The sequence below is a fragment of the Nocardioides pacificus genome, assembly GCF_054775955.1.
Window position 1 is genome coordinate 1,302,020 of record NZ_BAAHCI010000005.1, and the last position, 25,468, is coordinate 1,327,487.

24 protein-coding genes and 2 tRNA genes are annotated in these 25,468 nt (G+C 72.3%); 13 read left to right on the forward strand and 13 right to left on the reverse strand.

Annotated elements, in window-relative coordinates; translation table 11 throughout:
• Positions 1-19: 19 nt before the first annotated feature.
• From ACYU7L_RS08855 to ACYU7L_RS08865, 3 genes are all read right to left on the reverse strand, one after another.
• The gene (locus ACYU7L_RS08855; protein WP_460795162.1) at positions 20-1,609 is read right to left on the reverse strand and encodes a glycoside hydrolase family 13 protein; all 1,590 of its coding nucleotides are present in this window, start codon (positions 1,607-1,609) and stop codon (positions 20-22) included.
• Between the two features lie 275 nt (positions 1,610-1,884).
• Positions 1,885-2,724, reverse strand: a complete 840-nt coding sequence (locus tag ACYU7L_RS08860) for a hotdog family protein (protein WP_460795164.1) — start codon at positions 2,722-2,724, stop codon at positions 1,885-1,887.
• The gene (locus ACYU7L_RS08865; RefSeq protein ID WP_460795166.1) at positions 2,721-4,094 is read right to left on the reverse strand and encodes a cryptochrome/photolyase family protein; all 1,374 of its coding nucleotides are present in this window, start codon (positions 4,092-4,094) and stop codon (positions 2,721-2,723) included. The genes ACYU7L_RS08860 and ACYU7L_RS08865 overlap by 4 nt, the downstream gene beginning before the upstream one ends.
• A gap of 48 nt (positions 4,095-4,142) precedes the next feature.
• On the opposite strand from ACYU7L_RS08865, the gene ACYU7L_RS08870 reads away from it, so the two are divergent.
• Together ACYU7L_RS08870 and ACYU7L_RS08875 are read left to right on the forward strand one after the other, a co-directional pair.
• Positions 4,143-4,829: a metal-dependent transcriptional regulator gene (locus tag ACYU7L_RS08870; protein WP_460795168.1), complete on the forward strand. Its 687-nt coding sequence runs from the start codon at positions 4,143-4,145 to the stop codon at positions 4,827-4,829.
• 124 nt (positions 4,830-4,953) lie between these two features.
• Positions 4,954-5,304 (forward strand): hypothetical protein, encoded by a 351-nt coding sequence (locus ACYU7L_RS08875; RefSeq protein ID WP_460795170.1) that lies wholly within the window; start codon positions 4,954-4,956, stop codon positions 5,302-5,304.
• Between the two features lie 19 nt (positions 5,305-5,323).
• Here ACYU7L_RS08875 and ACYU7L_RS08880 read toward each other — a convergent pair whose 3' ends face one another.
• The 3 genes from ACYU7L_RS08880 to ACYU7L_RS08890 are packed head-to-tail and all read right to left on the reverse strand — an operon-like array spanning position 5,324 to position 8,478.
• Positions 5,324-6,187, reverse strand: a complete 864-nt coding sequence (locus ACYU7L_RS08880) for a Sir2 family NAD-dependent protein deacetylase (RefSeq protein WP_460795173.1) — start codon at positions 6,185-6,187, stop codon at positions 5,324-5,326.
• Positions 6,184-6,453, reverse strand: coding sequence for a DUF2277 domain-containing protein (locus tag ACYU7L_RS08885; RefSeq protein WP_460795175.1), 270 nt, complete (start codon positions 6,451-6,453; stop codon positions 6,184-6,186). Before ACYU7L_RS08885 ends, ACYU7L_RS08880 begins: the two co-directional genes overlap by 4 nt.
• Before the next feature lie 54 nt (positions 6,454-6,507).
• A complete protein-coding gene (locus ACYU7L_RS08890; RefSeq protein WP_460795177.1) occupies positions 6,508-8,478 on the reverse strand; it encodes a beta-propeller domain-containing protein in 1,971 nt (656 codons plus the stop codon).
• Positions 8,479-8,584: 106 nt separating this feature from the next.
• On the opposite strand from ACYU7L_RS08890, the gene ACYU7L_RS08895 reads away from it, so the two are divergent.
• A complete protein-coding gene (locus ACYU7L_RS08895; RefSeq protein WP_460795179.1) occupies positions 8,585-9,754 on the forward strand; it encodes a saccharopine dehydrogenase family protein in 1,170 nt (389 codons plus the stop codon).
• 125 nt (positions 9,755-9,879) lie between these two features.
• On the opposite strand, the gene ACYU7L_RS08900 is transcribed toward ACYU7L_RS08895, so the two are convergent.
• The 3 genes from ACYU7L_RS08900 to ACYU7L_RS08910 all read right to left on the reverse strand — a co-directional run bounded on the left by ACYU7L_RS08900 (position 9,880) and on the right by ACYU7L_RS08910 (position 13,147).
• Positions 9,880-9,955: transfer RNA gene (locus ACYU7L_RS08900), tRNA-Arg, on the reverse strand.
• 85 nt (positions 9,956-10,040) lie between these two features.
• Positions 10,041-11,318, reverse strand: coding sequence for a DUF1501 domain-containing protein (locus ACYU7L_RS08905; RefSeq protein WP_460795182.1), 1,278 nt, complete (start codon positions 11,316-11,318; stop codon positions 10,041-10,043).
• A gap of 38 nt (positions 11,319-11,356) precedes the next feature.
• Entirely contained in the window at positions 11,357-13,147 is a 1,791-nt protein-coding gene (locus ACYU7L_RS08910; RefSeq protein WP_460795183.1) for a DUF1800 domain-containing protein, read from the reverse strand.
• Positions 13,148-13,452: 305 nt separating this feature from the next.
• Between ACYU7L_RS08910 and ACYU7L_RS08915 the strand changes: the two genes are divergently transcribed.
• Both ACYU7L_RS08915 and ACYU7L_RS08920 read left to right on the forward strand, forming a co-directional pair.
• Complete coding sequence (locus ACYU7L_RS08915; protein WP_460795185.1) at positions 13,453-14,583, forward strand: LCP family protein; 1,131 nt, start codon at positions 13,453-13,455, stop codon at positions 14,581-14,583.
• Positions 14,574-14,765, forward strand: a complete 192-nt coding sequence (locus tag ACYU7L_RS08920; RefSeq protein WP_460795187.1) for a hypothetical protein — start codon at positions 14,574-14,576, stop codon at positions 14,763-14,765. The genes ACYU7L_RS08915 and ACYU7L_RS08920 overlap by 10 nt, the downstream gene beginning before the upstream one ends.
• A gap of 113 nt (positions 14,766-14,878) precedes the next feature.
• Here ACYU7L_RS08920 and ACYU7L_RS08925 read toward each other — a convergent pair whose 3' ends face one another.
• The 3 genes from ACYU7L_RS08925 to ACYU7L_RS08935 form a co-directional block, all read right to left on the reverse strand.
• Complete coding sequence (locus ACYU7L_RS08925) at positions 14,879-15,256, reverse strand: MscL family protein (RefSeq protein ID WP_460795189.1); 378 nt, start codon at positions 15,254-15,256, stop codon at positions 14,879-14,881.
• A 54-nt stretch (positions 15,257-15,310) separates the two neighbouring features.
• On the reverse strand, positions 15,311-15,952 hold the full coding sequence (locus ACYU7L_RS08930) for an SAF domain-containing protein (protein WP_460795192.1): 642 nt from the start codon (positions 15,950-15,952) through the stop codon (positions 15,311-15,313).
• Positions 15,953-16,036: 84 nt separating this feature from the next.
• Complete coding sequence (locus tag ACYU7L_RS08935) at positions 16,037-16,333, reverse strand: FmdB family zinc ribbon protein (RefSeq protein WP_460795194.1); 297 nt, start codon at positions 16,331-16,333, stop codon at positions 16,037-16,039.
• Between the two features lie 93 nt (positions 16,334-16,426).
• Between ACYU7L_RS08935 and ACYU7L_RS08940 the strand changes: the two genes are divergently transcribed.
• Entirely contained in the window at positions 16,427-19,105 is a 2,679-nt protein-coding gene (locus ACYU7L_RS08940) for a penicillin acylase family protein (protein WP_460795197.1), read from the forward strand.
• Here ACYU7L_RS08940 and ACYU7L_RS08945 read toward each other — a convergent pair.
• On the reverse strand, positions 19,102-19,731 hold the full coding sequence (locus tag ACYU7L_RS08945) for a 5-formyltetrahydrofolate cyclo-ligase (protein WP_460795199.1): 630 nt from the start codon (positions 19,729-19,731) through the stop codon (positions 19,102-19,104). The two genes, ACYU7L_RS08940 and ACYU7L_RS08945, sit on opposite strands and share 4 nt — an antisense overlap.
• A gap of 23 nt (positions 19,732-19,754) precedes the next feature.
• Between ACYU7L_RS08945 and ACYU7L_RS08950 the strand changes: the two genes are divergently transcribed.
• From ACYU7L_RS08950 to ACYU7L_RS08980, 7 genes are all read left to right on the forward strand, one after another.
• The gene (locus tag ACYU7L_RS08950) at positions 19,755-21,158 is read left to right on the forward strand and encodes a UTP--glucose-1-phosphate uridylyltransferase (RefSeq protein WP_460795201.1); all 1,404 of its coding nucleotides are present in this window, start codon (positions 19,755-19,757) and stop codon (positions 21,156-21,158) included.
• Between the two features lie 37 nt (positions 21,159-21,195).
• Positions 21,196-22,476, forward strand: a complete 1,281-nt coding sequence (gene glp / locus ACYU7L_RS08955) for a molybdotransferase-like divisome protein Glp (RefSeq protein WP_460795203.1) — start codon at positions 21,196-21,198, stop codon at positions 22,474-22,476.
• Positions 22,477-22,518: 42 nt separating this feature from the next.
• The gene (gene moaC, locus ACYU7L_RS08960) at positions 22,519-22,986 is read left to right on the forward strand and encodes a cyclic pyranopterin monophosphate synthase MoaC (protein WP_460795205.1); all 468 of its coding nucleotides are present in this window, start codon (positions 22,519-22,521) and stop codon (positions 22,984-22,986) included.
• The gene (locus ACYU7L_RS08965; RefSeq protein ID WP_460795207.1) at positions 22,983-23,468 is read left to right on the forward strand and encodes a MogA/MoaB family molybdenum cofactor biosynthesis protein; all 486 of its coding nucleotides are present in this window, start codon (positions 22,983-22,985) and stop codon (positions 23,466-23,468) included. The genes moaC and ACYU7L_RS08965 overlap by 4 nt, the downstream gene beginning before the upstream one ends.
• Before the next feature lie 50 nt (positions 23,469-23,518).
• Positions 23,519-24,082 (forward strand): GNAT family N-acetyltransferase, encoded by a 564-nt coding sequence (locus ACYU7L_RS08970; protein WP_460796636.1) that lies wholly within the window; start codon positions 23,519-23,521, stop codon positions 24,080-24,082.
• Between the two features lie 375 nt (positions 24,083-24,457).
• A complete protein-coding gene (gene sepX, locus ACYU7L_RS08975) occupies positions 24,458-25,288 on the forward strand; it encodes a divisome protein SepX/GlpR (RefSeq protein ID WP_460795209.1) in 831 nt (276 codons plus the stop codon).
• 86 nt (positions 25,289-25,374) lie between these two features.
• Positions 25,375-25,450, forward strand: a tRNA-Ala gene (locus tag ACYU7L_RS08980).
• Positions 25,451-25,468: the final 18 nt, after the last annotated feature.

The window sequence follows — 25,468 nt, forward strand, 5'->3', positions numbered from 1 at the left end:
ACGCGAATTATCTCACGGGTCAGGTGGTGCGGAGCCAGGTTGCGGTGTCCGGAGCTCCGGGGGTGTCGCCGCTGCAGAGCAGGACCTCACCGTTGGGGAGGCCGGCTGCCTCGCTGCCGGTGTTGACGACGCAGAGCAGGTCGCCGCGGGTGAAGGCCAGCACGTCCTCGCCGAGGTCGAGCAGCTCGATTGTGTCGCCGGCGGTGGCCGCGAAGGTCCGTCGTACGGCGAGCGCGCGGCGGTAGAACGCCAGCGTCGAGTCCTCGTCGCCCTGCTGGGCCTCGACGCTCAGCGCCGCCCAGCCGTCGGGCTGGCGGATCCACGGCTGGTCGTCGCCGGGGGAGAAGCCGTACGGCGGGCGGTCGCCCGACCACGGGATCGGCACCCGGCAGCCGTCGCGTCCGACCTCGCCGGTGCGGTGCCAGCTCGGGTCCTGGCGATGCTCGGGGGCGACGTCGACCTGCTCGATGCCGAGCTCCTCACCCTGGAAGACGTAGGCCGAGCCCGGCAGCGCGAGCATCGCCATCGTCGCGGCCCGGGCCCGGGCGAGGCCGACCGGGCCCCCGCCGTACCGCGTGGCGTGGCGGACGACGTCGTGGTTGCTCAGCACCCACGTGGGTGAGGCGCCGACCGCGGACGTCTCGGCGAGCGTCGTGCGGATGACGTCGGCGAAGGCGCTCGCCGACCAGGGCGCGAGCAGCCAGTGGAAGTTGAACGTCTGGTGCAGCTCGTCGGGCCGCACGAACCGCGCCATCGACTCCGAGGTGGGCGTCCACGCCTCGCCGACGGCCATCCGGTCGCCGTCGTACTCCTCGAGCACCCGGCGCCAGCGGCGGTAGACGTCGTGGACCTCGGGCTGGTCCCACATCGGCTCGTCGGTGACGGTCCGCTCGACCATCGACTCGGGCAGCTGGGTGGCGGGCTGCTCGGCGGCGTCGGGGACCACCTGGTCGCGCAGGCTCTCCTCCTTGAAGAGACCGTGCGCCACGTCGATGCGGAAGCCATCGACACCTCGGTCGAGCCAGAAGCGCAGCACACCCTCGAACATGTCGCCGACCTCGAGGTTGCGCCAGTCGAGGTCAGGCTGGCTGGAGTCGAAGAGGTGGAGATACCACTCCCCGTCGTCGATCCGGGTCCACGCCGAGTTGCCGAACACCGACTGCCAGTTGTTGGGCGGCTCGCTGCCGTCGACGCCGCGGCCCTCGCGGAAGATGTAGCGCCCGCGCTCGGGGCTGCCGGGGCCGGCGGCGAGCGCGGCCTGGAACCACGCGTGGTCGGCGGAGGTGTGGTTGGGGACCAGGTCGATGATCGCGCGCAGCCCGAGCTCGTGGGCACGCGCGACGAGCGTGTCGAGGTCGTCGAGCGTGCCGAAGCGCGGGTCGACGTCGGTGTAGTCGGCGACGTCGTAGCCGTGGTCGAGCTGGGGCGAGGGATAGAACGGCGTGATCCACAGCGCGTCGACGCCCAGGTCGGCCAGGTGGGGGAGGTGCTGGGTGATGCCCGGCAGGTCGCCCAGCCCGTCGCCGTCGGAGTCGGAGAAGCTGCGGACGTAGATCTGGTAGCAGACCGCGTGCTTCCACCAAGGGGTTGGATCGTTCAAATCAGCCATGGGTCCAGTGTTGCAAACGGGTCAACCCCGGTCGCCCGGCGTGAGTCGGTGTCCAGGGCGAGGGGGGCCGGCGAGTCGATCAGTGTTCCCCGGTCGACCGGGGAAACCGACACACGACGCCGGCGCGCGTCGTACAGCCGGGGTCAGCGAGGACCACGGGGCTGCTGGGGCGAAAGGGGTAGTTCACGCTGTCAATCACTGATGTTGTCGGGCGAAGCTTCGGCCGACAACATCAGCGTTCCCCGGCCGACCGGGGAAACCGACACGCCCAGCCGTCAACTGGCGTTGAACGCGCTCGGGTCCACTTCGACCCAGGTGTGCTCGGCGCGGGCCACGACGCGGCCGTCGGAGTCATAGAGCGTGCTCGCCGTCGTGGTACGGCGCCCCTCGGTGCCCAGCGTGTGGCCGACGACGACGTGCTCGTCGCCGATGATCGGCAGGGCATCGATCTCGGCGGTCATCCGGCCGAGCACCATCACCCGGTCGGCGACCCCGCCGGCCCAGCCGCTCACGCAGTCCAGCGCGGCCCAGGTGACGGCCAGCGACGCGCGCGGGTGCTCGTCGACGTAGTGGTGATAGTCCTCCACGGTGCCGGCGCGCGGACGCCAGGTCGCGGCCCAGCGGTCGGTGCCGGCCACCGGCCCAGGGAAGATCCGCAGCCCGTCGCCCTCCTCGCGGTCGGGCCCGCACGAGAAGCAGGTCGGGAAGGGGTGGCGGGTGAATCCGGGGTAGCCCGCCGATGCCGCCCGCGCCGCCTCGGGCGTGACCGGTTCGACCGGGACCAGGTCGCGCCCGGCCAGGCGGGCCTCGGCCACCACCTGCCCGTCGCACGACGCGAGCGTCGGGCCGTCGCTCTCATCAGCCCCGCGCTGCGTCGTCACGCTCATCGCCACATCGAGTGGCGGTGGCCTGCGCAGCGTCACCTCGACGGCCGGCCAGGCGTCGGCGCGGTTGGTGGGGCAGGCGGCCGACGGGACCAGCGCCGCCAGCGCGCCGGCGGTCCATCCACCGTTGCCCGAGCCGGGCGGTCCGCAGAAGCGGGCGGGGACGACCAGGCCGGACTTGTGGGGGCCCGACTTGTGGGGGGCGGTCTCGTCGGGGGCATGCTCAGTCACGTGCGGATCCTCTCCCAGCGGCGCAGCGCCTCGCGGCGCTCCTCGGCATGGTCCACCACGGGGGCCGGATATCCCGGCACCCCGGTCGGCGCGTGCGGGTCGGCGGCGTCGGCCAGCTCGGGCACCCACCGCCGGACATAGCGCCCGTCGGGGTCGAACTTGCGCCCCTGACCGGTCGGGTTGAACACCCGGAAGAACGGCGACGCGTCGGTCCCGGAGCCGGCCACCCACTGCCAGTTGTGCTGGTTGGAGGCCAGGTCACCGTCCACCAGCCACTGCATGAAGTGTCGCGCACCGTGGCGCCAGTCCACATGCAGGTCCTTGACCAGGAAGCTCGCCACGATCATCCGGACCCGGTTGTGCATCCAGCCGGTCTCCCGCAGCTGGCGCATCCCGGCGTCCACGATCGGGAAGCCGGTGCGCCCCTCGCGCCACGCGTCGAAGTCGCCGGCCGGCCCGTCCCAGTCCATCCGGGCGAACTCCGGCCGCAGCGACTCGCGGGCGGTCTCGGGGCGGGCGTGGAGCACGTCGGCGTAGAACTCCCGCCACGCCAGCTCCTTGCGGTACGTCGCGGGGCCGCTGCCCGCCGGCAGCGCGGCGAGGTCGGCGAGCATCGTGCGCGGGTGGATCTCGCCCCACTTCAGGTGCACCGACATCCGCGAGCTGCCGTCGCGCCCCGGGATCTCCCGCTCGGTGTCATAGCCGGCCACCGCCTCGTCGAGGAAGTCGCGCCAGCGCCGCAGCGCCGCCGCCTCGCCGGCCTCCGGGAGCTCCATCCCGTCCGGGGCGGGCGCCTCAGGGACGCCGACCCCCTCGAGCTCCAGCCAGCGCGCCGTCGTCGGCGCGGCGACCGGCGCCCGCCAGCCGTGGGCGATCCAGGCCTTCGAGAACGGCGTGAAGACCTTGTACGGCGTGCCGCCGCCGCTGCGCACCCGCCCCGGCGCCACGGCGTACGGCGAGCCGGTGCGGACGAGCTCGATCCCGTGCTCGGCGAGCGCCTGCTCCACCGCCTCGTCGCGCGCCGCGCCGTACGGTCCGAAGTCGCGGGCGACATGGACGCGGGACGCGCCGACCGCACGCGCGGCGGCGACCACTTCGGTCACCGGGTCGCCACGCAGCACGCACAGCCCGGCCCCCTCGCTGAGCGAGCGCACCGAGACGTCCAGCGCGCGCAGCGAGGCCGTGAGATAGGCCCGGCGAGGCGCACCGGCGACGTCCCACAGCACGGGGTCGAGGACGAAGAGAGGCAGCGTCGCCTCCGCGGCGAGCGCGTCCAGCAGAGCAGGATTGTCGGCGAGACGAAGGTCTCGTCGAAACCACGCCACGGTGTGGACGGCTGGGCTCGCATCGGCGCCGGGGGAGAGGGTCATCGCCCTCCACGATGCCAGCCCCTGCGCGAAGTAAGTAAGAATGGAGGGGTGAGCGACCTGATCGACACCACTGAGATGTACCTCCGGACCATCTATGAGCTGGTCGAGGAGGGAATCGTCCCGTTGCGCGCGCGGATCGCGGAGCGGCTGCACCAGTCCGGCCCGACCGTCTCGCAGACCGTGGCCCGGATGCAGCGCGACGGGCTGCTGACCGTCGAGGGGGATCGCCACATCGAGCTCACCGAGGAGGGCATGCGCCTCGCGACCCGCGTGATGCGCAAGCACCGCCTCGCCGAGCGCCTGCTCACCGACGTGATCGGCCTCGAGTGGGAGCTGGTCCACGCGGAGGCCTGCCGCTGGGAGCACGTGATGTCCGAGACCGTGGAGCGCCGGCTCCTCGAGCTGCTCGGCCACCCGACGTCGTCGCCCTACGGCAACCCGATCCCCGGTCTCGACGAGCTCGGGCAGTCGGGCGTGGGCGAGGACTTCATGACTGGCGTCGAGCCGCTGTCGAAGGCCGCGACCAGCGAGGACTCGCGGGTCCTGGTGCGCCGGATCTCCGAGGAGATGCAGAAGGACGAGGTGCTGATGAGCGCTCTGCGCCGCGTGGGCGCCGTGCCCGATGCGACGGTGTCGGTGGTCGCGACGGCCGACGGCGTGCTGATCGGCTCCGGCGGCGAGAGCGCGGAGATCGTGCCCGAGGCGGCCGACCACATCTTCGTGCGCAAGCTCTGACACACAGCTGAGTCGGCTTCGGCCGACTCTCAGGGTTGTGGGGTTCGGCTTACCCCGCTGTGGGTACAGCGTGGCGGTGCGGCCCGTAGGTTTGGCTGCGCAAGCAGCCAGGAAGAGGGAAGTCATGGAGCTCATCGACGTGTCGCAGCGCCTCACCCGCGATCTGCACAACATCGTGGTCAGCCATGCCCGGACCTCGCTGACGCGCGGCCTCGAGCTCGGCGAGGACGTCGTCGTGCGTGACGCCGAGGGCCGACGCCGCTCGGCCAGCGTGACCGGCTTCGAGTTCACCGAGGACGACACCCTCTATGTGCTGGTCCTGGGCGCCAGCGTGCGCGGCGAGGACGACGACCGTCCCGCCCAGCGAACCAGCGTGGACGACGTCGTCGACATGCTCGAGGAGATCCGTCGCCAGCGCCGCGCCCCCGAGCGCGAGCACACCGACCCGCTGGCCCGCATCCTCTCCCACGTCTGAGGGGCCACGCCTGAGGCCCCTAGCCTCGTCGCGCCACCAGCTCGGCGAGGAACTCGCTGCACCCCGTCTCCACCGCGTACGACGCGAGCTCGTCGCCGCGGGTGACGCCCCGGTTGGCGATCACCACCGGCACGCCGGCCTTGGCCGCGCGTCGTACGAACCGCAGGCCGCTCATCACGCTCAGTGACGTCCCGACGCACACGAGCGCACCGCCCGAGCCGGCCCCCTCCCCGGCAGCCAGGGCGTCGACGGCGTCGAAGCAGCGCTGGACGCGGGGCGCCGGCACGTTCTCCCCGAAGAACACGACGTCCGGCTTGAGCAGCCCGCCGCACGGGCAGTCCGGCACCACGAAGTCGGCGGTGTCGTCGAGGTCGACGTCCCCGTCGGGGCGCACCTCGACGTCTGCGTGCGTCTCGGCGTAGCCCGGGTTGAGCGCGGCGAGCTGCTCCTGGAGGGCCGCGCGGGCGGTCACGGCGCGACAGCCGAGGCAGACGACGTCGGCGATCCGGCCGTGCAGCGCGACGACGCGCGGCGTGCCGGCCCGCTCGTGGAGGCCGTCGACGTTCTGGGTGATCAGCAGCTCGGGGGCCAGCCGGGTGGTCGCGTGGTGGCCGGGGTTGGGATCGGCGTGGCGCATCCGGGTCCAGCCCACGTGGCTGCGGGCCCAGTAGCGGCGCCGGGCCTCGGGCCCCGAGACGAACTCCTGGTAGGTCATCGGCCGCCGCGCCGGCGCCATCGGTCCCCGGTAGTCGGGGATGCCGGAGTCGGTGCTCAGCCCCGCACCGGTGAGCAGCACCAAGGGTCGACTGGCCAGCAGATCCAGGGCGGGCGCGAGCGCGTCGGGGCTGCGGACCGAGGTGCCGGTCGTGGAGGTGAGCGTCATCGTCCGTAGCGCAGCGCGGCGCGGGCCCGCGCCTTCTCGGCCTCGACGGCGCGGTCCTTGGGCGGCGCGGCGCTGACCAGCCGGTCGAGGAGCCGATGGGTGGCGGCGGTGACCTCGGCGACCGCCTCGTCGAAGGCCGCCTGGTTGGCCTGGGACGGCTTGGTCGTGCCGCTCACCTTGCGGACGTACTGCAGCGCCGCGGCCGCGACCTCGTCGTGGGTCGCCGGCGGCTCGAAGTTGTGGAGCGTGCGGATGTTGCGACACATGCGCTCGAGCGTACGCCGCAGGGCCCTCCCCCTGAAGGGCTGCGCCTGACGGCATCAGACCCGGAAGAACCGCGCCCCGTCCCCGGTCACCAGCAGCACCCGCCCGTCGGGCAGCGGCAGCAGCCGGACCCGATCGACGTCGTGACCGTGCTCCACCTCGACCATCCGGTTGTGCAGCGTCCCGTCGACCGGCCGCAGCACCGAGACCCACCCGGTGCGCCCGGTCCAGCCCCGCGAGACGACGGTCAGGGCGGTCCGGCTCTCCGGCAGCCAGGTGAACTGACGCGGGTCCTGGCCCGCCATCGCCTGCGAGCGGGGACCGTACTCCACCTGCGACGCCTTCCGCGGGTTGGTCAGGTCGGTCAGGTTGAACAGCGCCGCCTGGCCGCCCCGGGTGCGCCCGCGGGCGTCCCCGGCCACGCCCATCCCGATCATCCGCGTGGGCCCGAGCGGGTGCAGGTAGTCGGAGAAGCCGGGCATCTTCAGCTCGCCGAGCTTGCGCGGTCGCGTCGCGTCGCTGAGGTCGACGGCATAGAGCGGGTCGATCTGGCGGTAGGTCACCAGCACCGCGAGGTCCGCGAACCAGCGCACCGACTGAATGTCCTCGCCGATGCCGAGCTTGTCGAGCCGCCCGACCTCGACCAGCTGGTCGCCCCTCTCCTCGAGCGTCACGACGGAGTTGAAGTCGCCGGTCGCCGAGGTGCGTCCGACAGCCAGACGCAGCGTGCCGTCGTGGTGGTCCATCGCCCACCGGTCGGCGATCGCGCCGTCGACCTCGCCGGAGGCGACGTACGTCGTGCGGGTGCCGTCGAGGGCGAAGGAGTGCACGTCGCTGACGCCCTCGTCGGCGGCGCGGCGCGCGGCCGGCCGCCCGAACCAGGACCAGGTCGTCGTGGCCACGAAGATCCGATCGGCCCCGACATAGGCGACCCGGCTGTCGGTCGCGATGGCCGTGGCCGAGCCGGGGTCGTCGGCGCCGGCGGCGAGGTCGGTCGCCACGACGGCGAGCGTGCCCAGACCACCCTCGTCCGGCAGCCCGACGTCCTCGCACTGCGCCAGCAGGTCGGTGCGCGCGGAGCCCTGGCCCTCCTCGATCGTCACCGTCGGCAGCCAGTCGTCGATCGTCGTGGCCCGCACGATCGCCCGGTTGCGACGCACGGCCTGCTCCTTGCTCCGCCCACCCCGGGCGCCCACGAAGTCGAGGTCGGGCAGCCCGCTCTGCAGCACCAGCCGGACCACCTCGCCGTGCTGGCGGGCCTCGACCAAGGCGCTGTCATAGACGCGCTCGTCGACCACCACCGGCGCCGCCGGGTCGCTCAGGTCCACGCGCAGGGTCCGGGTCCGGGGGTCCTCCCAGTAGCCCGCCTCGTCGGCTCCCACCACCAGCGCCTCGTCGCCCACCAGCAGCACCCGGGCCTCCACGATGTCCGCCAGCGGGAGCCGGCCCAGCTGCTGCACCTTGCGCCCCGCCACGTCGTACGTCGTGAGGTGGTCGTCCTCGACGCGCACCAGCAGCTCGCCGTCGGTCTTGGCGACGTCGGGCTCGTCGACACCCTGCTCCTGCACGTTGGTGCCGGTGGCGCTGGAGGTGGCCTTCTGCATGGCGGGGCTCTCGGCCCGGGCCCCCGCCATGGCGTCGCGGCCGAAGCCCAGCTCGAGGATGCCGTACTCCATCTCCCACCCCCAGGGCCCGACCAGGTCCACGCCGCGCTCGACGTACGCCGCCAGCACGTCGTCGCACGAGCTCGCCCCGGTGAGCGCTCCCGTCGTCTGCGCCCGCCAGCCGGCGCCGGCGTCGTAGCTGTCGTCGGCCCGGTCGATCGACTCGCCGGCTGCCGAGCTGTCCGTGGAGGCACCGGACGCGTCGGCCCGGCCGTCGGCCCGGCCATCGTCGGGGTCGTCGACCTGCGTGCCCGCGAGGAAGGCGCCGACCACGGCGAGGACGGACACTCCGGCGATCGCCAGCCGTCCGCGCTGTCCCGGTCGGGGCGTGGGGGTGGGGGAGGTGCTCTCGTCGGCCGGCATGTGGCGCTCCTCCAGGTCGATGAGTCGGTGGGTCGGTGGGTCGCCGGATGAGACGGTCGCCGAGACACATCGGTTCCGCGACCGGCGGCCTGTCACGATGGGGCGCATGGCTGACGAGCGCGACTTCGACATCGTCCTTCTCGGAGCGACCGGCTTCACCGGCGCCCTGACCGCCGCCTACCTGGCCCGCCACGCCCCCGACGGGCTGCGCTGGGCACTGGCCGGGCGCAACCCCGGCAAGCTGGAGGGGGTGCGGCGCGACCTGGCCGACATCGACCCGGGCCTCGCCGAGCTGCCGCTGCTCGCGGCCGACGTGACCGACCCGGCCTCGCTGGCCGACCTCGCGCGTCGTACCCGGGTCGTGGCCACGACGGTCGGCCCCTACCTGACGTACGGCGAGCCGCTGGTCGCCGCGTGCGCCGAGGCCGGCACCGACTATGTCGACCTGACCGGTGAGCCCGAGTTCGTCGACCGGATGTGGCTGGCCCACCACGCGACCGCGGAGCGCACCGGCGCCCGGATCGTGCACGCGTGCGGCTTCGACTCGATCCCGCACGACCTCGGCGCCTACTTCACCGTCCAGCAGCTGCCCGACGACGTGCCGCTGACCGTGCGCGGTGTGGTCCGCGCCGGCGGCATGTTCTCGGGTGGCACCTTCCACTCGGCGATGACCGCGATGTCGCGCCCGCGCGAGATGAAGGCCGCCTCGACCGCGCGTCGCCGGGCCGAGGGGCGCCTCACCGGCCGCTCCTCACGCGCGGTCGCGGGCAAGCCCCAGCGCGACAAGGAGCTGGGCTACTGGCTGCTGCCGATGCCGACGCTGGACCCGTTCGTCGTCGCGCGCAGCGGCGCCGCGCTGCCGGCGTACGGTCCGCGCTTCCGCTACTCCCACTACGCCGGCACCAAGACGCTGCACTACGCCGCCGGTGGGGCGCTGGGTGTCGGTGCCCTGGGCCTCGCCGCGCAGGTGAAGCCCGTGCGCAACCTGCTGCTTGGCAAGGTCAAGCAGGGCGAGGGCCCCGACGAGAGCCGGCGCGAGAAGTCGTGGTTCACCGTCGACTTCGTCGGCGAGGGCGGCGGGCGGACCGTGCACACCCGGGTCTCCGGCGGCGACCCCGGCTATGACGAGACCGCGAAGATGCTCGCCGAGTCGGCGCTGTGCCTGGCCCTCGACGACAACCCGCCGACCGCCGGCCAGGTCACCACGGTCCAGGCGATGGGCGACCACCTGATCGAGCGGCTCCAGCGCGCGGGGATCACCTTCGAGACCCTCTGAGCTCTCCGGTGGTTGAGGAGCGAGCGTCTCGAAACCGCCGTCGCGAGCCCGACCGGCAAGTAACTGGAGATGCTCACGCAGCGGGTGAGGGAACTCCTCCAGTTACCCGTCGGTCGGTGGAGAGGTGGTGCCCCAGGCCAGAGTCGAACTGGCGACCTTTCGCTTAGGAGGCGGCTGCTCTATCCACTGAGCTACTGGGGCGCGACGCCTCGGCCCGGTCGCCCGGGGAGCACGTCGGCGGACATCTTGCCACGTACGACGAGTGCCCCGACGTCGCAGGGGCGCCTCACAGGCTGGTCATCACTCCGACGCTCTCCGGCTGGAAGCCCGGGAACACCTGGGCCGACGACGCGCCGAAGCGGGAGACGATGACCTCGCTGAGCACGCTGCGATAGTCCGTGGTCACCAGCAGGTCGGCGTCGCTGGTCTTGGTGAGGCCCGGCCAGTTGCCGTAGTACTTGCCCCCTTTGACCCCGGCGCCCATCACGAACATCACGTTGCCGTGCCCGTGGTCGAGGCCCTGGTTGGCGTTCTCGACGACGCGGCGGCCGAACTCGCTGACGGTGACCAGCGTGACGTTGTCCGCGAGCGGGCCGAGGTCGGTGAAGAAGGCGGCGACCGAGCCGGCGAACGCGTCGGCCATGTTCTTCAGGTTGCCGCTGGTGGGCGAGCCGATCCAGGTGTGGTGGTCCCAGGAGCCGTGGTCGACGGTGATGATCTCTGCGCCCACGTCGGCGCGGATGGTGCGGGCGGTCGAGCGGAGCGCGGTGGCGAGATCCCCCTTGGGATAGACAGCGCCGTTGGCGGGGTCCGCGCCGGAGGCTCGCACCGGCGCGAAGTCGGCGACCACACTCAGGGCGGAGCGAGCGCCGACGGCGAGGTCGCCGGGGGTGTCGCCCCAGGCGGTGGCCAGCGCCCGGCGACGCGCGGCCTCCTCGCCGGCCCCCGTCGGGCCGGCGAGGCGGACGTCGTCGACGCTGGAGGTGACCAGCACGGGCTGCGGGCCCGAGATCGCGGTCGACGGGACACCGCCGCCCATCTGGATCGCCTCGAGGGGGGAGCCGGCGCCGTCGCGGCCGACCAGCCGGTTGAGCCAGCCGACGCGGGCGTCGGAGCCGGGGTCGGCGTCCTCGAGCTCCTCCATCGCGGAGAAGTGCGAGCGGTTGGGTGCGGGCAGCCCGGTGGCGTGGACGGCCGCCATCTTGCCGGCGCTCCACAGCGGGAGGAGCGGGGCCAGCGAGGGGTGCAGGCCGAACATGCCGTCCTTGGCCAGCAGCCGGTCGGAGGCGACGCTGATCGAGGGCCGGGAGGCGTAGTAGACGGGGTCGGCGTGCGGCACGACGAGGCTGAGCCCGTCGGCGGCGCCGCGCATGGAGAGCACGACGATGACCTGCTCGGCCACCCCGCTCGCGGCGTACGACGTGGTCGTGGCGGCGGCGCCGTGGGCGACGGTCAGCGCGGCGGCGCCGCCCAGCGCCATCGCGCCCCGCAGGAAGCCGCGCCGCGACGCACCCCGATAGTCGGAGCAGCAGCCGTCGCCGGCTGGCTGGATCTGGTTGCTCATGGTGCCTCTCACGGCCTGGGTCGAGGGGGTCGTCGTGCTCATCGGAGCATGTGCTCGGGGCTGTCGAGCAGGGTCGTCAGCAGGATCGGCATCCGCCAGCGCACGAGCGCGTGGGTGGCGGTGACGATCTCGCCGGGGGGAAGCGTCAGGGCCTCGCTGCACGCCTTCTGCATCCGCGCCGACGCCGGCCGGCCGAGGAGGGTGCGCGACAGGTGGTCGACCAGCGCGTCGAAGCGGATCCGCTCCGCGGGCAGGCGCGAGAGGTGGGTCGGGTAGGAGATCTCCTTGCTGGGCCACCACCGTCCGGCCATCGAGTAGTGCACGTCGAAGGAGCCCAGCAGGCGTGAGGCCGAGGACCAGGCCTGGTTGGTCTGAGGCTGGCCGTCCGGCCGGGGCCAGTCGAAGGGCTCCTGGCCGATCGACGAGGTCTGCCAGAGGATCTGGTTGGCCGCGGAGCTGCTCGAGATCGGCTTGTTGATCGTGGTGCCGAGCGCGCGATAGGTCGCGACCACGTCGTCGGTGGGCGTGCGCACCTTCGACCCGGCGGCGCTGCGGAACTCCTCGCTGGTGACCAGCGCACGCAGCACCGGGCGGATCGCGGTGCCCTCGGCGAGGTAGACGCTCGCCAGGTGGGACACCAGCGCCGCGGACGGCTCGTCGGAGACGAAGCGCACCGCGAGCTTGCGGGCCAGCCGCTCGGCGGTCCTCGGGTGCCGGGCGAGGTAGGTCAGGTAGGCCTCGGCGACCGGTCGACCGTCGGTGGCGGCGTTGGCGTGGCTGAAGCCGAGCACCTTGACGGGGCCCACCCAGTGGCTGGGCGCGTCGTACCAGACCTTCCAGGTGCGCCAGGTGTCCACGCGGTAGCCGGTGAGGATGCGCGCCGACGCCTTCACGTCGTCCTCGCTGTGGTTGCCGCGCCCGACGGTGTGCAGCTCGAGCAGCTCGCGACCGAGGTTCTCGTTGGGGGCGCGCTTGGTCGACGACGAGTTGTCGAGGGAGACGCCCATCGCGGGGTGGGTGACGGCGGCGACGAGCATCTCGTCGAAGCGGCCCAGGGCATGGGAGCGGATGAGCTTGCCGTAGGCGGCGCGGAACGGGAAGACGCCGTCGTCGTACAGCGGGACATGCAGGTGGTGCTCCCAGAACTCCGCCATCACCTCGAGCACCTGCCGCTCGGAGCGGATCCGGCGCAGCAGCGCCCAGCGGGCGTAGTTGGCCATCGCCTGCCAGCCGCCCTCGACCTCGTCGCGGTCACGCTGGGCGATGACGCCGGCCTCGAGGTCGAGCGAGGTCCACCAGGTCGACATCTCGTCGGCCGGGTCGGCGATCCGGTCGGGCTCCAGCTGGGCCTCGAACCAGGCTCGTGGCCCGCCGGCGGCCCGCACCTGTGCGTGCAGGGCGGGGGTGAAGCCATAGCTGAACCGGCTGGTGAGGTGTCGCTCCTCGGCGCTCGGCAGCGTCGGGTCGGTCCCCGGCGGCGTGGGCTCGGGGGTGGGCTGGGGCTGGGGTTCGGGCTGGGGGGAGGGCGTAGGCGCCGGCTCCGGGGGCCGCGGGGTGCTCGGGGCCCGGTGATGGCGGTGCTTGCAGCGGTGCTTGTGACGGCACGTGTGGTTGCGGTGCAGGGGGCAGCGGTGGAAGTGCTTGCACTTCCTGCGGTGGGCCACCCGACGCCGCGCATCGACAGCCTCGGCGGCCTCGGCCGGCAGCAGCGGGGCTGTGGCGGCGGCGGCGAGCCCGGCCAGGGTGCCGCGGCGCAGCAGTCGACGCGTGAAGGCGACCCCTGAGGCGTCACCTGAGGTGGGGGCGGGTGCGGGCGAGGAAGATGGCACGGCGGTGCTCCCGAGTGAGTACGTCGGCTGGCTCCAGCCCTTTCGGCCCCCGGGAGGTGGTTCTTGAGCGGCAGGGCGTGCGGAATGACGGGAGAAGCTGCAGCGCGTGGTGTCACTCGGTGTTCGTTTTGCAGGAGTGCCTGCTGGCCCGCACACTTTGTGGTGGTCGACTAGATTTTCCTTGCCCACCGGGGGGCTTCGATCACAGTCCTGGACCCGTTGACAGGGAGACACCTTTGTCCGACACGCCGCCCCCGCGCCCGAAGCGCAGAGCCGAGCGCCCCAAGCGGCACACGGTGTTTCGCGTGCTGGGCTCCACGGTCCTGGTGCTGTCGCTGATCACGGGGCTGGCGGTCGTCTATGCGTGGCGCCACCTCGAGGGCAACCTGGAGACGATCTCGGACGACGGCATCCTCACCGATCGCCCGGACAAGGTCGAGGTCGAGGGTCCCAAGGAGCCGCTCAACATCCTGGTGATGGGGTCCGACTCCCGCGAGGGCGAGAACAACATCGACGGACTCACCGGTGGTGGTGAGCGCTCGGACACCACGATCCTGATGCACGTCTCGGCCGACCGCGAGACGGCGTACGGCGTGAGCCTGCCGCGTGACGCCATCGTCGACCGGCCGGAGTGCAAGGTCCGCGGCAGTGACCCGGTGCCGGCCGAGGACGGCGTCATGTTCAACACCGCCTTCTCCGAGGGCGGACCGCTGTGCACGGTGCAGATGATGGAGACGCTCACCGACATCCGCATCGACCACTACGTCGTCGTGGACTTCAACGGCTTCAAGGACATGGTCGACGCGGTCGACGGCGTCGAGGTGTGCATCCCCAAGACCGTCGACGACCCCGAGCACGACATCTACCTCGAGGCCGGGACCCGCGAGATCTCGGGGCGCGAGGCCCTCAACTACGTCCGCGAGCGCACCCAGCTCTCCGCCAACTCCGACATCGGCCGGATGAAGCGGCAGCAGGCCTTCATCGCCTCGATGATCAACAAGGTCGTCTCCGCGGACACCCTGTCGCGCCCCGACCGGCTCTTCAAGTTCCTCGACGCGGCGACCAAGTCGATCATGCTCGACGAGGACCTCGCCAGCCTGACCAAGCTGGCCGACCTGGGCATGCAGTTCAAGAACACCGGGCTCGACAAGATCAAATTCATCACGGTGCCGTGGGAGTTCTACGAGCCTGACCCCAACCGGCTGGTCTGGACCGAGGACGCCGAGCTGCTCTGGGACAAGATCCGCAAGGACCAGCCGCTGGGCAACAAGCTCAGCGACGGCGTGATCTCGGCAGCCAAGCCCCCGGGCCAGGACGGCCCCTCCGGCTCTCCCGACGACGAGGCCACCGATGGGCCGACTGGCGACCCGGACGGCGACACCAGCGCCGACGACCTGGCCGAGGCCGAGGCGCTCGAGAACGGTCTGTGCGCCTAGTGCCCGAGCGCGAGGAGACCGACTGGCAGCGCCGCCGGCGCCTCGCCGAGGTCTTCGGGTATGTCCTGCCCGAGACCACCAGCGACGAGCGCGACGAGCCGTCGGGCGCAGGTGAGCGCGGTGCCGGGGAGAGCGGGACCGACGCCTGGCTGCGCGCCCAGGTCCCGCCCCACCACGGCTGAGTCGGCGCGAACGCACGCTCAGAGCCAGCTGAGTCGGCGCATCTGCACCGGCTCGCGGGCCGTACGACGGTGAAATTGCGCCGACTCGGGGGTGAAGATGCGCCGACTCGGCGTTAGAGCTTGTTGGTGCCCGGGGCGGCGTTGGCGGCGAGGAGGTCGCGGATCTCCTGGAGCAGCATGACGTCCTCGGGGGTGCCGGGCTCCTCGGAGGGGAAGTAGCGCTCCTTGGCGATGGAGTAGGGCTTCACGATGAAGAAGTAGACGACCGCGGCGAGGATCAGGAACGCCAGCACGGCGGTGAGCCAGGCGCCGACGGAGACGCCACCGGGGTTGTAGTTGGAGAAGTCCTTCTGGCCGCCGATCTTGCCGACGATGTCCATGATCACCGCGACGGTCGCGGTGACGACCGTGGCGAAGGCGCCGCCCATGATGAAGGCGACGGCCAGCTCGACGAGGTTGCCGCGCAGGATGAAGTTCTTGAAGCCGGTCATGTGGTGCTCCTAGGGAAAGTCAGGCGCCGAGAGTGGTGCTGCGCGTTCAGCACGCTAGCGACTGAACGCCAGGCTGAGGAAGTCCTGCACCGCCGCGTCGGCGACCGTCGCTGCCTCCAGGGTCGACACCCCGATCACCAGCAGGCGCCCGGGCAGAGCGTCGCGGCCCTCCGTGACAGCAGGCACCGCCAGCACCGGCACGTCGCTGGCCACCACGCGCGCGCCCTCACCACGCGGGTCCGCCGCCAGCACGTCGATCCGGTCGCCGACCTCGACCAGCCCGACCATCCCGGCGTCGGGCATTCGGACCGGGAGGGCGGTCAGGCCCGGATAGCCCTCGAGCAGCGACGGCGCGACCAGGCGTACGTCGGTCAGCGGCTCGCCGCGTGCCAGCGGCGAGGCCAGCGTGCGTCCCACCGCCCCCTCGGCCAGGTCGTCGGGGACGCTGTCCGGGGAGAAGGACGCCTCGACCAGGTCGTCGGAGTCGAGCACGACGCCAGCCGGCAGGTCGTGCGCCGCGACGAGCACGGCCACCCGCGGCGGAGGTGGCGCGGCGGCGGCCTGGACACCGGCGGCCACGGCGACCGCGCCGAGCAGGGCGGCCAGGAGACGGCGCCGGACCAGCACCGCGCGCCGTACGCGCATCCCCAGAGAAGACAGCGACGGCAACGACGACGAAGAAGAAGGCTGGGCCATGCCCTCGACGCTAGGAGAAACCGTCGCGTCGTGGACCGCTCATCCACAGGCCCCCGCCACAGGGCCCCGCCACAGGGGCGAGGATCAGGAGGCGGCGGCGGAGGGGGTGCTGCTCGAGGACGAGCTCTCGGACTTCTTCGCCGGGGTGGCGGCGGGCGTCGACGACGTGCTGCTCGAGGCGGCGGGCTCGGAGGCGGAGGACGCCGCACGGCTGTCGGTGCGGTAGAAGCCGGAGCCCTTGAAGACCACGCCGACCGCGTTGAAGAGCTTGCGCAGGCGACCCGAGCACTCGGGGCACTCGGTGAGCGCGTCGTCGCTGAAGCTCTGGAACTGCTCGAAGCCGTGGCCGCACTCGGTGCAGGCGTACTGGTAGGTCGGCACGCTGGTCCTCCGGATGTCACTCGTCTGGGATCGACCCGGGTGATTGGCACTCACCCCGGTCGACTGCCAATGGTACGGCACAATGGGTGAGCGATGACGGAACAGTCCGCTGCCCCCGGCAGCCTCTCGGAGGACACCTCACGGCCAGAGGCCCCGGTGCGGTGGTGGCGAGCCCTGCGCGGCTGGCCGGCTGCGGCGCGCTGGGCGGTCTGGGTGTCGCTGGCGCTGGTGATCCTGCTGCTCGCCACGCTGGCGACGGGGGCGACGCTGGTGCGCCGGCCGTTCCCGCAGACGACCGGCGAGCTCGACCTGCCCGGGCTGAGCGCACCGGTGGAGGTGGTCCGCGACGAGTACGGCGTGCCGCAGCTCTACGGCGACTCGATGAGCGACCTGCTGCGCGCCCAGGGCTACGTTCAGGCCCAGGAGCGCTTCTTCGAGATGGACGTGCGTCGCCACCTCACCGCCGGCCGGCTCAGTGAGCTCTTCGGCGAGGCGGGCCTGGAGTCGGACAAGTTCACCCGGACGATGGGCTGGCGCCGCGTCGCCGAGCAGGAGCTGGCCCTGGTCGAGCCCGCCACCCGCGCCGCGCTCACGTCGTACGCCGACGGGGTCAACGCCTACCTCGAGGGTCGCGGCACCAGCGAGATCGCCGTCGAGTACACGATGCTGCGCCTCGACGGGCTCGACTACGCCCCGGAGCCCTGGACCCCCGTGGACTCGCTGGCCTGGCTCAAGGCGATGGCCTGGGACCTGCGCGGCAACATGGGCGACGAGATCGCGCGCACGCTGCTCGCGGTCGACCACACGCCCGAGCAGGTGGCCGAGCTCTATCCCGACTACCCCTACGACGAGCACGCGCCGATCGTCGGGTCCGGCCGGGTCGTCGACGGCGTCTTCGAGCCGGACGCCGAGGAGGGTGGCACCCGCAAGCCGCAACGCCCGTCGTTCCTGGCTCCCACGCCGCAGGGTGCTGCCCAGCGCCGGGCCCTGGCCGGTCTCCAGCAGCGCCTCGACGACCTCCCGGCCCTGCTCGGACGGGGGGACGGGCTGGGCAGCAACAGCTGGGTCGTGGACGGGGCGCACTCCGCCACCGGCGAGCCGCTGCTGGCCAACGACCCGCACCTCGGCGTCGGCATGCCGGGGGTGTGGATGCAGATGGGACTGCACTGCCGCGACGTCTCCGCGTCCTGCCCGCTCGACGTCGCCGGCTTCACGTTCTCGGGCGTGCCCGGGGTCGTGATCGGACACAATGCCGACATCGCCTGGGGGTTCACCAACCTCGGCCCCGACGTGACCGACCTCTACCTCGAGCGGCTGCAGGGGGAGCGCTGGCGCTACGCCGGCCGCTGGCGGCCGATGGACATCCGCACCGAGACGATCCGGGTGCGCGACGGCGACGACGTCGAGCTGACGGTCCGCGAGACCGACCACGGCCCGCTGCTCTCCGACGTGTCCTCCGAGCTCAGCACCGTCGGCGCCAACGCACAGGCCGGCGGCCGGTGGGCGGATGACGAGGACGAGGAAGGGGACGGCTATGCCGTCTCCCTGGCCTGGACCGCCCTGGAGCCGTCGACGACCGCCGACGCCATCCTCGCCCTCAACACCGCCTCCGACTGGACCGAGTTCCGCGCGGCGGCGGCCGACTTCGCCGTACCCGCGCAGAACCTCGTGTACGCCGACCGCGACGGCCACATCGGCTACCAGGCGCCGGGCCGGATCCCGATCCGCAAGTCCGGCAACGACGGCACGCTGCCGTCTGAGGGCTGGAAGCCGGAGAACGACTGGACCGGCGACTACATCCCCTCCGACGCGCTGCCGAGCGTGCTCGACCCCGAGGAGGGGTTCATCGCGGCTGCCAACCAGGCCGTCGTGGGGGAGGACTACCCCTTCCACCTCACCGACGACTGGGACCGCGGCTACCGCGCCCAGCGGATCCGCGACGTGCTCGAGGCCGAGGGCGAGCTCTCGGTCGACGAGATGCTCGACCTGCAGCTCGACGACCACAACCCGATGGCCCCGATCCTGGTGCCGCGGCTGCTCGACGTCGGCCTGCCCCGCGGCTACTACGGCGCCGGGCAGCGGCTGCTGGAGACGTGGGACTTCACCCAGCCGGCCGACAGCGCCGCGGCCGCCTACTACAACGTCGTGTGGGACAACGTCCTGGAGCTGACCTTCCACGACGAGCTGCGCGAGAGCCTGTGGCCCGATGGCGGGCAGCGGTGGTTCGCGGTCATGGAGCGGCTGCTCGAGGAGCCCCGCAACGCGTGGTGGGACGACCGGGGCACCGACGACGTCGTCGAGACGCGTGACGACATCCTGACCGCCGCCCTGATCGCAGCACGCGACGAGCTGACCCGGAGCCAGGCCGTCGACCCCGACGAGTGGGAGTGGGGTCGGCTGCACACCCTCGACCTGCGCAGCCAGACCCTCGGCAGCTCCGGCAACCCGCTCGCCGAGTGGCTGGTCAACCGCGACGGCTACCGCGTCGGGGGCGGCTCCAGCCTCGTCGACGCGACCGCGTGGGACGCCGCCGAGGGCTACACCGTGACCAGCGCCCCGTCGATGCGGATGGTGGTGTCGATGGCCGACCTCGACGACTCGCGCTGGATCAACCTCACCGGCGTGTCCGGACACCCCTTCCACGACCACTACACCGACCAGACCGAGCTCTGGGTGGACGGCGAGACGCTCGCGTGGCCGTTCAGCCGCGGCGCCGTGGCGGACGCGGGCGAGGACCGGCTCCTGCTGGTGCCCGGTGAGGAGGAGGACTAGCGCAGGCGGGTGACGCCCGATGGCGTGGCCACCGCGGTCACCGGGCGGTCGTGCGCCTCGACGGGTACGACGAGCCCGGCCTCCTCGTCGTACAGCACGACGCAGGTGAACGTGCCCACCGGCACCCGGCCGAGCGCCCGGTCGTAGGAGCCGCCGCCGCGGCCCAGCCGCACTCCGCTCGGGGACACCGCCAGCCCCGGGACCAGGACGACGTCGGCGCCGGCGACCGCGTCCACGCCGAGGCGTGTCCCGGCCGGCTCGAGCAGCCCCATCCGTGCCGGCACCAGCGAGCCCGGGCCGCGATAGACGGCCCAGTCCAGGTCGCCGTCGGGGAGCAGCACGGGCAGCAGCACCCGCCGCCCCTCGCCGTACAGCCGGTCGAGGAGCAGCCCGGTGCCCGGCTCGGTGCCGAAGGAGACATAGATCGCGACCGTGGCCGCGCGCCGGATCTCGGGGGTCTCCAGGAGGTGTCCGGCGAGTGCGGTCGCCGCCGTGCCCACCTCGGCCAGCGCGAGGCGGTGCCGGGAGGTCAGCAGTCTGTCTCGCAGAGCGGTCTTCGCCGCCGACAGATCAGCGGGAACGCTGTCCGAAGGGCGGGATTCCGAGGGGGATTGCGGGGGTTCCACGGGGCAAGCCTACGATCGGGAGCATGGGTAGTGCAGCGTTGAAGCGAGCCGTCGAGAAGATGCGGGACGCCGAGGTGGACGAGGTCGCCGTCGAGGTGTTCGCGCACTACTTCCGACTGCTCGAGCACGGAGAGACCGGGATGATCCCGGAGTCGACGATCGACCCCCTCGAGATGGAGTCGCTCGCTGACGTGGACGTGTCCGAGGCGGTCGCCGCGCAGGCGATCCAGGACACCGCGGTGATCAAGCTCAACGGCGGCCTCGGCACGTCGATGGGCATGGATCGCGCCAAGTCGCTGCTGTGCGTGCGCCGGGGGCTGTCGTTCCTCGACATCATCGCCCGCCAGGTGCTGCACCTGCGCAAGGAGTACGGCGCGACGCTGCCGCTGATCTTCATGAACAGCTTCCGCACCTCCGCCGACACGATGGCGGCGCTGGAGCGCTACGAGGACCTGCCCGTCGAGGGCCTGCCGCTGGAGTTCTGGCAGAACAAGGAGCCCAAGCTGCTCACCAGCGACCTGTCGCCGGTCAGCTATCCCAAGGACCCCGACCTCGAGTGGTGCCCGCCCGGGCACGGTGACCTCTACACCGCGCTGCGCGGCAGCGGCGTGCTCGACCAGCTGATCGACGCCGGCTACCGCTACGCGTTCGTGTCCAACTCCGACAACCTCGGCGCGGTCCCCGACGCCCGGGTCGCGGGCTGGTTCGCCGAGTCGGGCTCGCCGTTCGCGATCGAGGCGGTGCGCCGCACGGCCAACGACCGCAAGGGCGGCCACTTCGCCCGCCGCAAGAGCGACGGCCGGATCGTGCTGCGCGAGACGGCGCAGACGCTGGACTCCGACAAGGGCGCGCTGGCCGACCTGGACCGGCACCGGTTCACCTCGACCAACAACCTCTGGTTCGACCTGGTCGCCGTGCGCGACGCGCTGATCGCCCGCGAGGGGATCCTCGGGCTGCCGCTGATCCGCAACGTCAAGAACGTCGACCCGGCCGACAAGTCGACCCCCGAGGTGGTCCAGATCGAGACCGCGATGGGGGCGGCGATCGAGGTGTTCGACGGCGCGCGGACCATCGAGGTCGGCCGCGACCGGTTCGTCCCGGTGAAGACGACCAACGACCTGCTGGTGCTGCGCTCGGACATCTACGACCTCGGGCAGGACTACGCCCTGGACCAGGCGGCCCCGGTGCCGTTCGTGGACCTCGACGGCGACTACTACAAGCTCGTCGGCGACTTCGACAAGCGCTTCCCCGAGGGTGCGCCCTCGATGCGGGATGCCACGGCCGTGCGCGTCGACGGGGACTGGACCTTCTGCAAGGGCGTCAAGCTCGTCGGCGAGGTCAAGCTGACCAAGCCCGCGTCGGCGCAGCGCGTCGATGCCGGCACCGTCCTGGGCGCGGAAGGGGCCGACGGGGCCCAGCATGGGTGAGCACAGCATGGGTGAGCACAGCATGGGTGAGCACAGCGTGAGTAAGCACAGTATGGGTGGACAGAGCAGGGGAGAGCCGGCCCCGCTGACGCCCGTCGACGAGCACCTCGACCGGATCCTCGCCGCGGTCTCGCCGCTGCCGGACTATCCCCAGTCGCTGATGGAGGCGCTCGGGCTCGCCGTCGCCGAGGACGTCGTCTCCCCGATCGCGCTGCCGAGCTTCGACAACTCCGCGATGGACGGCTACGCCGTCGTCGCCGCGGACGTGGCCACCGCCTCGGCCGAGACGCCGGTGCACCTGCCCGTCGTCGGCGAGATCGGCGCGGGCCAGGCCCGGCTGCTGGCGATGTCGCCCGGCACGGCCGTCAAGATCATGACCGGAGCGCCGGTGCCCGCCGGCTGCGACGCGGTGGTGCCCTACGAGTGGACCGACCGCGGCGTCGCGCAGGTCCGGGTCAGCGCCGCGCCCACGCCCGGTCAGCACATCCGCCGGGCCGGCGAGGACGTCGCGGTGGGCGACCTGCTCGTGACGCACGGGACCGTGCTCGGGCCGCGCCACCTGGGTCTGCTCGCCTCCGTCGGACGCGACAAGGTCCGCTCCCGACCGCGCCCGCGCGTGGTCATCCTCTCGACCGGCTCCGAGCTGCGCGAGCCCGGCACCCCCCTGGGACACGACACAATCTATGACGGGAACTCCTGGCTGCTGGCCGCCTCCGCCCGGGCCGCCGGCGCCATCGCCTACCGCGTCGGGATCGTGCCCGACGACCGGCGCGCGTTCCTGGAGGCGCTCAGCGACCAGCTGGTGCGCGCCGACGTCGTGGTGACCAGCGGCGGGGTCAGCCAGGGCGACTTCGACGTCGTCAAGGAGGCGCTCGCCGAGCTCGGCACGGTCTGGTTCGGCGGGGTCGGCATGCAGCCCGGCAAGCCACAGGGGTTCGGCACGGTCGGCGAGGACGCGACGCCGATCTTCACGCTGCCGGGCAACCCGGTCTCGGCCTACATCTCCTTCGAGGCGTTCGTCGTGCCGGCGCTGCGCAAGATGATGGGCAAGCTGCCCTATGCCCGTCCCACGCACCGCGCGCTGCTCACCCACGCCATCAGCTCGCCTGCCGGCAAGCGGCAGTTCGTCCGCGGGGAGTACGCCGTCGACGGGGGCTCCCACGGGGGCGGGGCGCACGTCTCGCCGGTCGGGGGCCACGGCTCGCACCTGATCGGGGACCTGGCAGCCTCCAACGCGCTGATCGTCGTGCCCGAGGACGTCACCTCGGTCTCCGCCGGCGAGCAGGTGCAGGTGCTGCTGCCCGACGAGAGCTTCTAGCCACATGACCGGCCTGCTGGCCGACTGCCCGATGGGGGACCGATGGACCGCCTGACCCATGTCGACGAGACCGGCGCGGCCCGGATGGTCGACGTCTCCGCCAAGGACGTCACCGCCCGCACCGCCTCGGCGTCGGGCCGCGTGCTGGTGTCCCCAGCCGTCGTGGCGCTGCTGCGCGGCGAGGGCGTGCCCAAGGGCGACGCACTCGGCGTGGCCCGCATCGCCGGGATCATGGGCGCCAAGCAGACGCCCTCGCTGATCCCGCTGTGCCACCCGCTCGCCGTCTCCGGCGTGACCGTCGACCTCACGGTGACCGACGAGGCGGTGGAGATCCTGGCGACCGTGCGCACCACCGACCGCACGGGCGTCGAGATGGAGGCGCTCACCGCGGTCTCCGTCGCCGCGCTCACCGTGGTCGACATGGTCAAGGCCGTCGACAAGGGCGCGGTGATCACCGACATCCGGGTGGAGACCAAGACCGGCGGCAAGAGCGGGGACTGGATCCGATGAGCGGCGCCGGGCTGCCCGCCGCCGTCGTCGTGGCGTCCAACCGTGCGGCCGCCGGCGTCTACGAGGACACCACCGGCCCCCTGATCGTCGACGCCCTGACCCGACTCGGCTTCGCCGTGGGCGCGCCCACGGTCGTCCCCGACGGGACGCCGGTCGGTGAGGCGATCCGGGCCGCGGTCGACGCCGGGGCGCGCGTCGTACTCACCACGGGCGGGACGGGCCTCACCCCCACCGACCGCACCCCCGAGGCCACCGCGCCGCTGCTCGACCGACAGGTGCCGGGCATCGCCGAGGCGATCCGCGCCGCCGGGGTGGCCAAGGGCGTGCCGACCGCGATGCTCTCGCGCGGGCTCGCCGGGGTCGTGGGCAGCTGCCTGGTGATCAACCTCCCCGGGTCGCGCGGCGGCGTGAAGGACGGTCTCGCGGTGCTGGAGCCGGTCCTGGTGCACGCCGTGGAGCAGATCGTCGGGAGCGACCATTGAGCCAGGGCCTCGGAGGCCTGCTCGACGGCGGGCGGGCCTGGCCGGTCCGGATGCGGCACGGGGCGGTCCTGCTCCGGCCGCTGGAGTACGGCGACGCCGCCGCCTGGCGTGAGGCTCGGCAGCGCAACGCCGACTGGCTGCGCCCCTGGGACGCGACCGTGCCGCCGGGCACCGACGTGCGGCCCACGTCGTTCCGCCAGCTCGTCCACCGCCTGCGCAGGATGGCCCGCTCGGGCTCCACGATGCCGTTCGCGATCGAGGTCGACGGGCGCTTCGCCGGCCAGGTGACGGTCAACAACATCGTGCGCGGCTCGGCGCAGTTCGCGTCGGTCGGCTATTGGATCGATCGGGAGTTCGCCGGGCGCGGGGTGGTCCCGCTCGCGGTGGCGCTGGTCATCGACCACTGCTTCACGACCGCCGGCCTGCACCGGATCGAGATCGCGATCCGCCCCGAGAACACCAACTCGCTGCGCGTCGTCGAGAAGCTCGGGGTGCGCGAGGTCGGCTATGCCCCGAAGTATCTCCACATCGACGGCGAGTGGCGCGACCACCGGCTCTACGCCGTCACCTCCGAGGAGTGCCCCGACGGGATGGTGGGTCGGGTCCTCGGCTGAGGATTGAGCCCCCGTCGGTTTCCCCGGTCGACCGGGGATCGCTGAACATGTCCGGCAGAACTTCGCCCGACAACATCAGTGATTGACAGTGTGAACTACCCCATCAGACGCAGCGGCCCCGCTGACCCCTCTGTCCACGACTGTGTACGACGCGCTGGGGCGTTGCGTGTCGGTTTACCCGGCCGACCGGGGAACGCTGATGTTGTCGGCGGAGACCAACGCCGGGCAACCACTCAGCGATCGATCGTCAACCTCGTCGCGCCGGGTGAGATTCACGCCGTCCGCACGCCTGAGTCACACCAGTCACATGAGTTGTTTTGCGACACACCTATGGACATGAGCCTCATTAATCGCTAGGCCTCCTAACCTCTGAGCGTGGACCTGAGCGCAGTTATCTTCGTTGCCCTCGCTGTGGCGTGGGCTGTGTACCTCGTGCCCAAGGCGCTCAAGCATCATGACGAGGCCGTGCGCACCCGATCGGTGGACAGGTTCTCGCACACCATGCGTGTGCTGGCGCGCCGCGAGCCGGCCGGCGTGCAGGCGGACCAGGCTGCGACGCCCGGGCGGGTCCCCTCCGCCCCGGTCGTCGAGACCGTCGCCGTCCGCCCGACCCCGGCGCAGGTCAAGGCCCGCCGCGAGGCGTCGCGTCGCGCGACCCAGCGTCGTCGCCGCGTCCTCGGCGCGGTCCTGGCCCTCAACCTGCTGGCGGTCGGGCTCTCCGCGTCCGCCCTGATCAGCTGGTGGTACGTCGCGCTGCCGGCGGGCCTGCTCGTGGTCTGGCTGGTCGCCTGCCGGGTGATGGTCAAGAGCGAGCGTCGTCCGTTCGTGGCGCCCGTCGTCACCCACGTGGCCGAGGTCAACGAGGAGACCGGCGAGATCGAGCTGGTCCCCACGAGCTTCGAGGTCGCCCGCAACGAGCAGGGCTTCGACGAAGTCGCCGCCGAGGCCGAGACCTCGATCTCGATGGCCGCCGCGACCGTCGACCCCACCCTGTGGGACCCGCTGCCGGTGACCCTCCCGACGTACGTCACCAAGGCGCCGGCCGCCCGTCGCAGCGTGCGCACGATCGACCTCGACTCCACCGGCGTGTGGTCCTCGGGCCACGCCGAGGGCGACTCGCGCATCGCCCGGGAGGCCGACGAGGCAGCCCAGGCGGCCCGTTCCTCGCGCGGTGGCGAAGCCGGGCGGCGCGCCGTCGGGTCCTGACCGGACCTGATTCGGCTCGCGCCGGATCGTGGTGCTAACGTTTCCTCTCGCGTCGGCCTGGCCGACGTGGCTGTATCGAAGAACATGGGGCTGTGGCGCAGTTGGTAGCGCGTCTCGTTCGCAATGAGAAGGTCAGGGGTTCGAATCCCCTCAGCTCCACCAACCAGAGGCCCGGGGGGG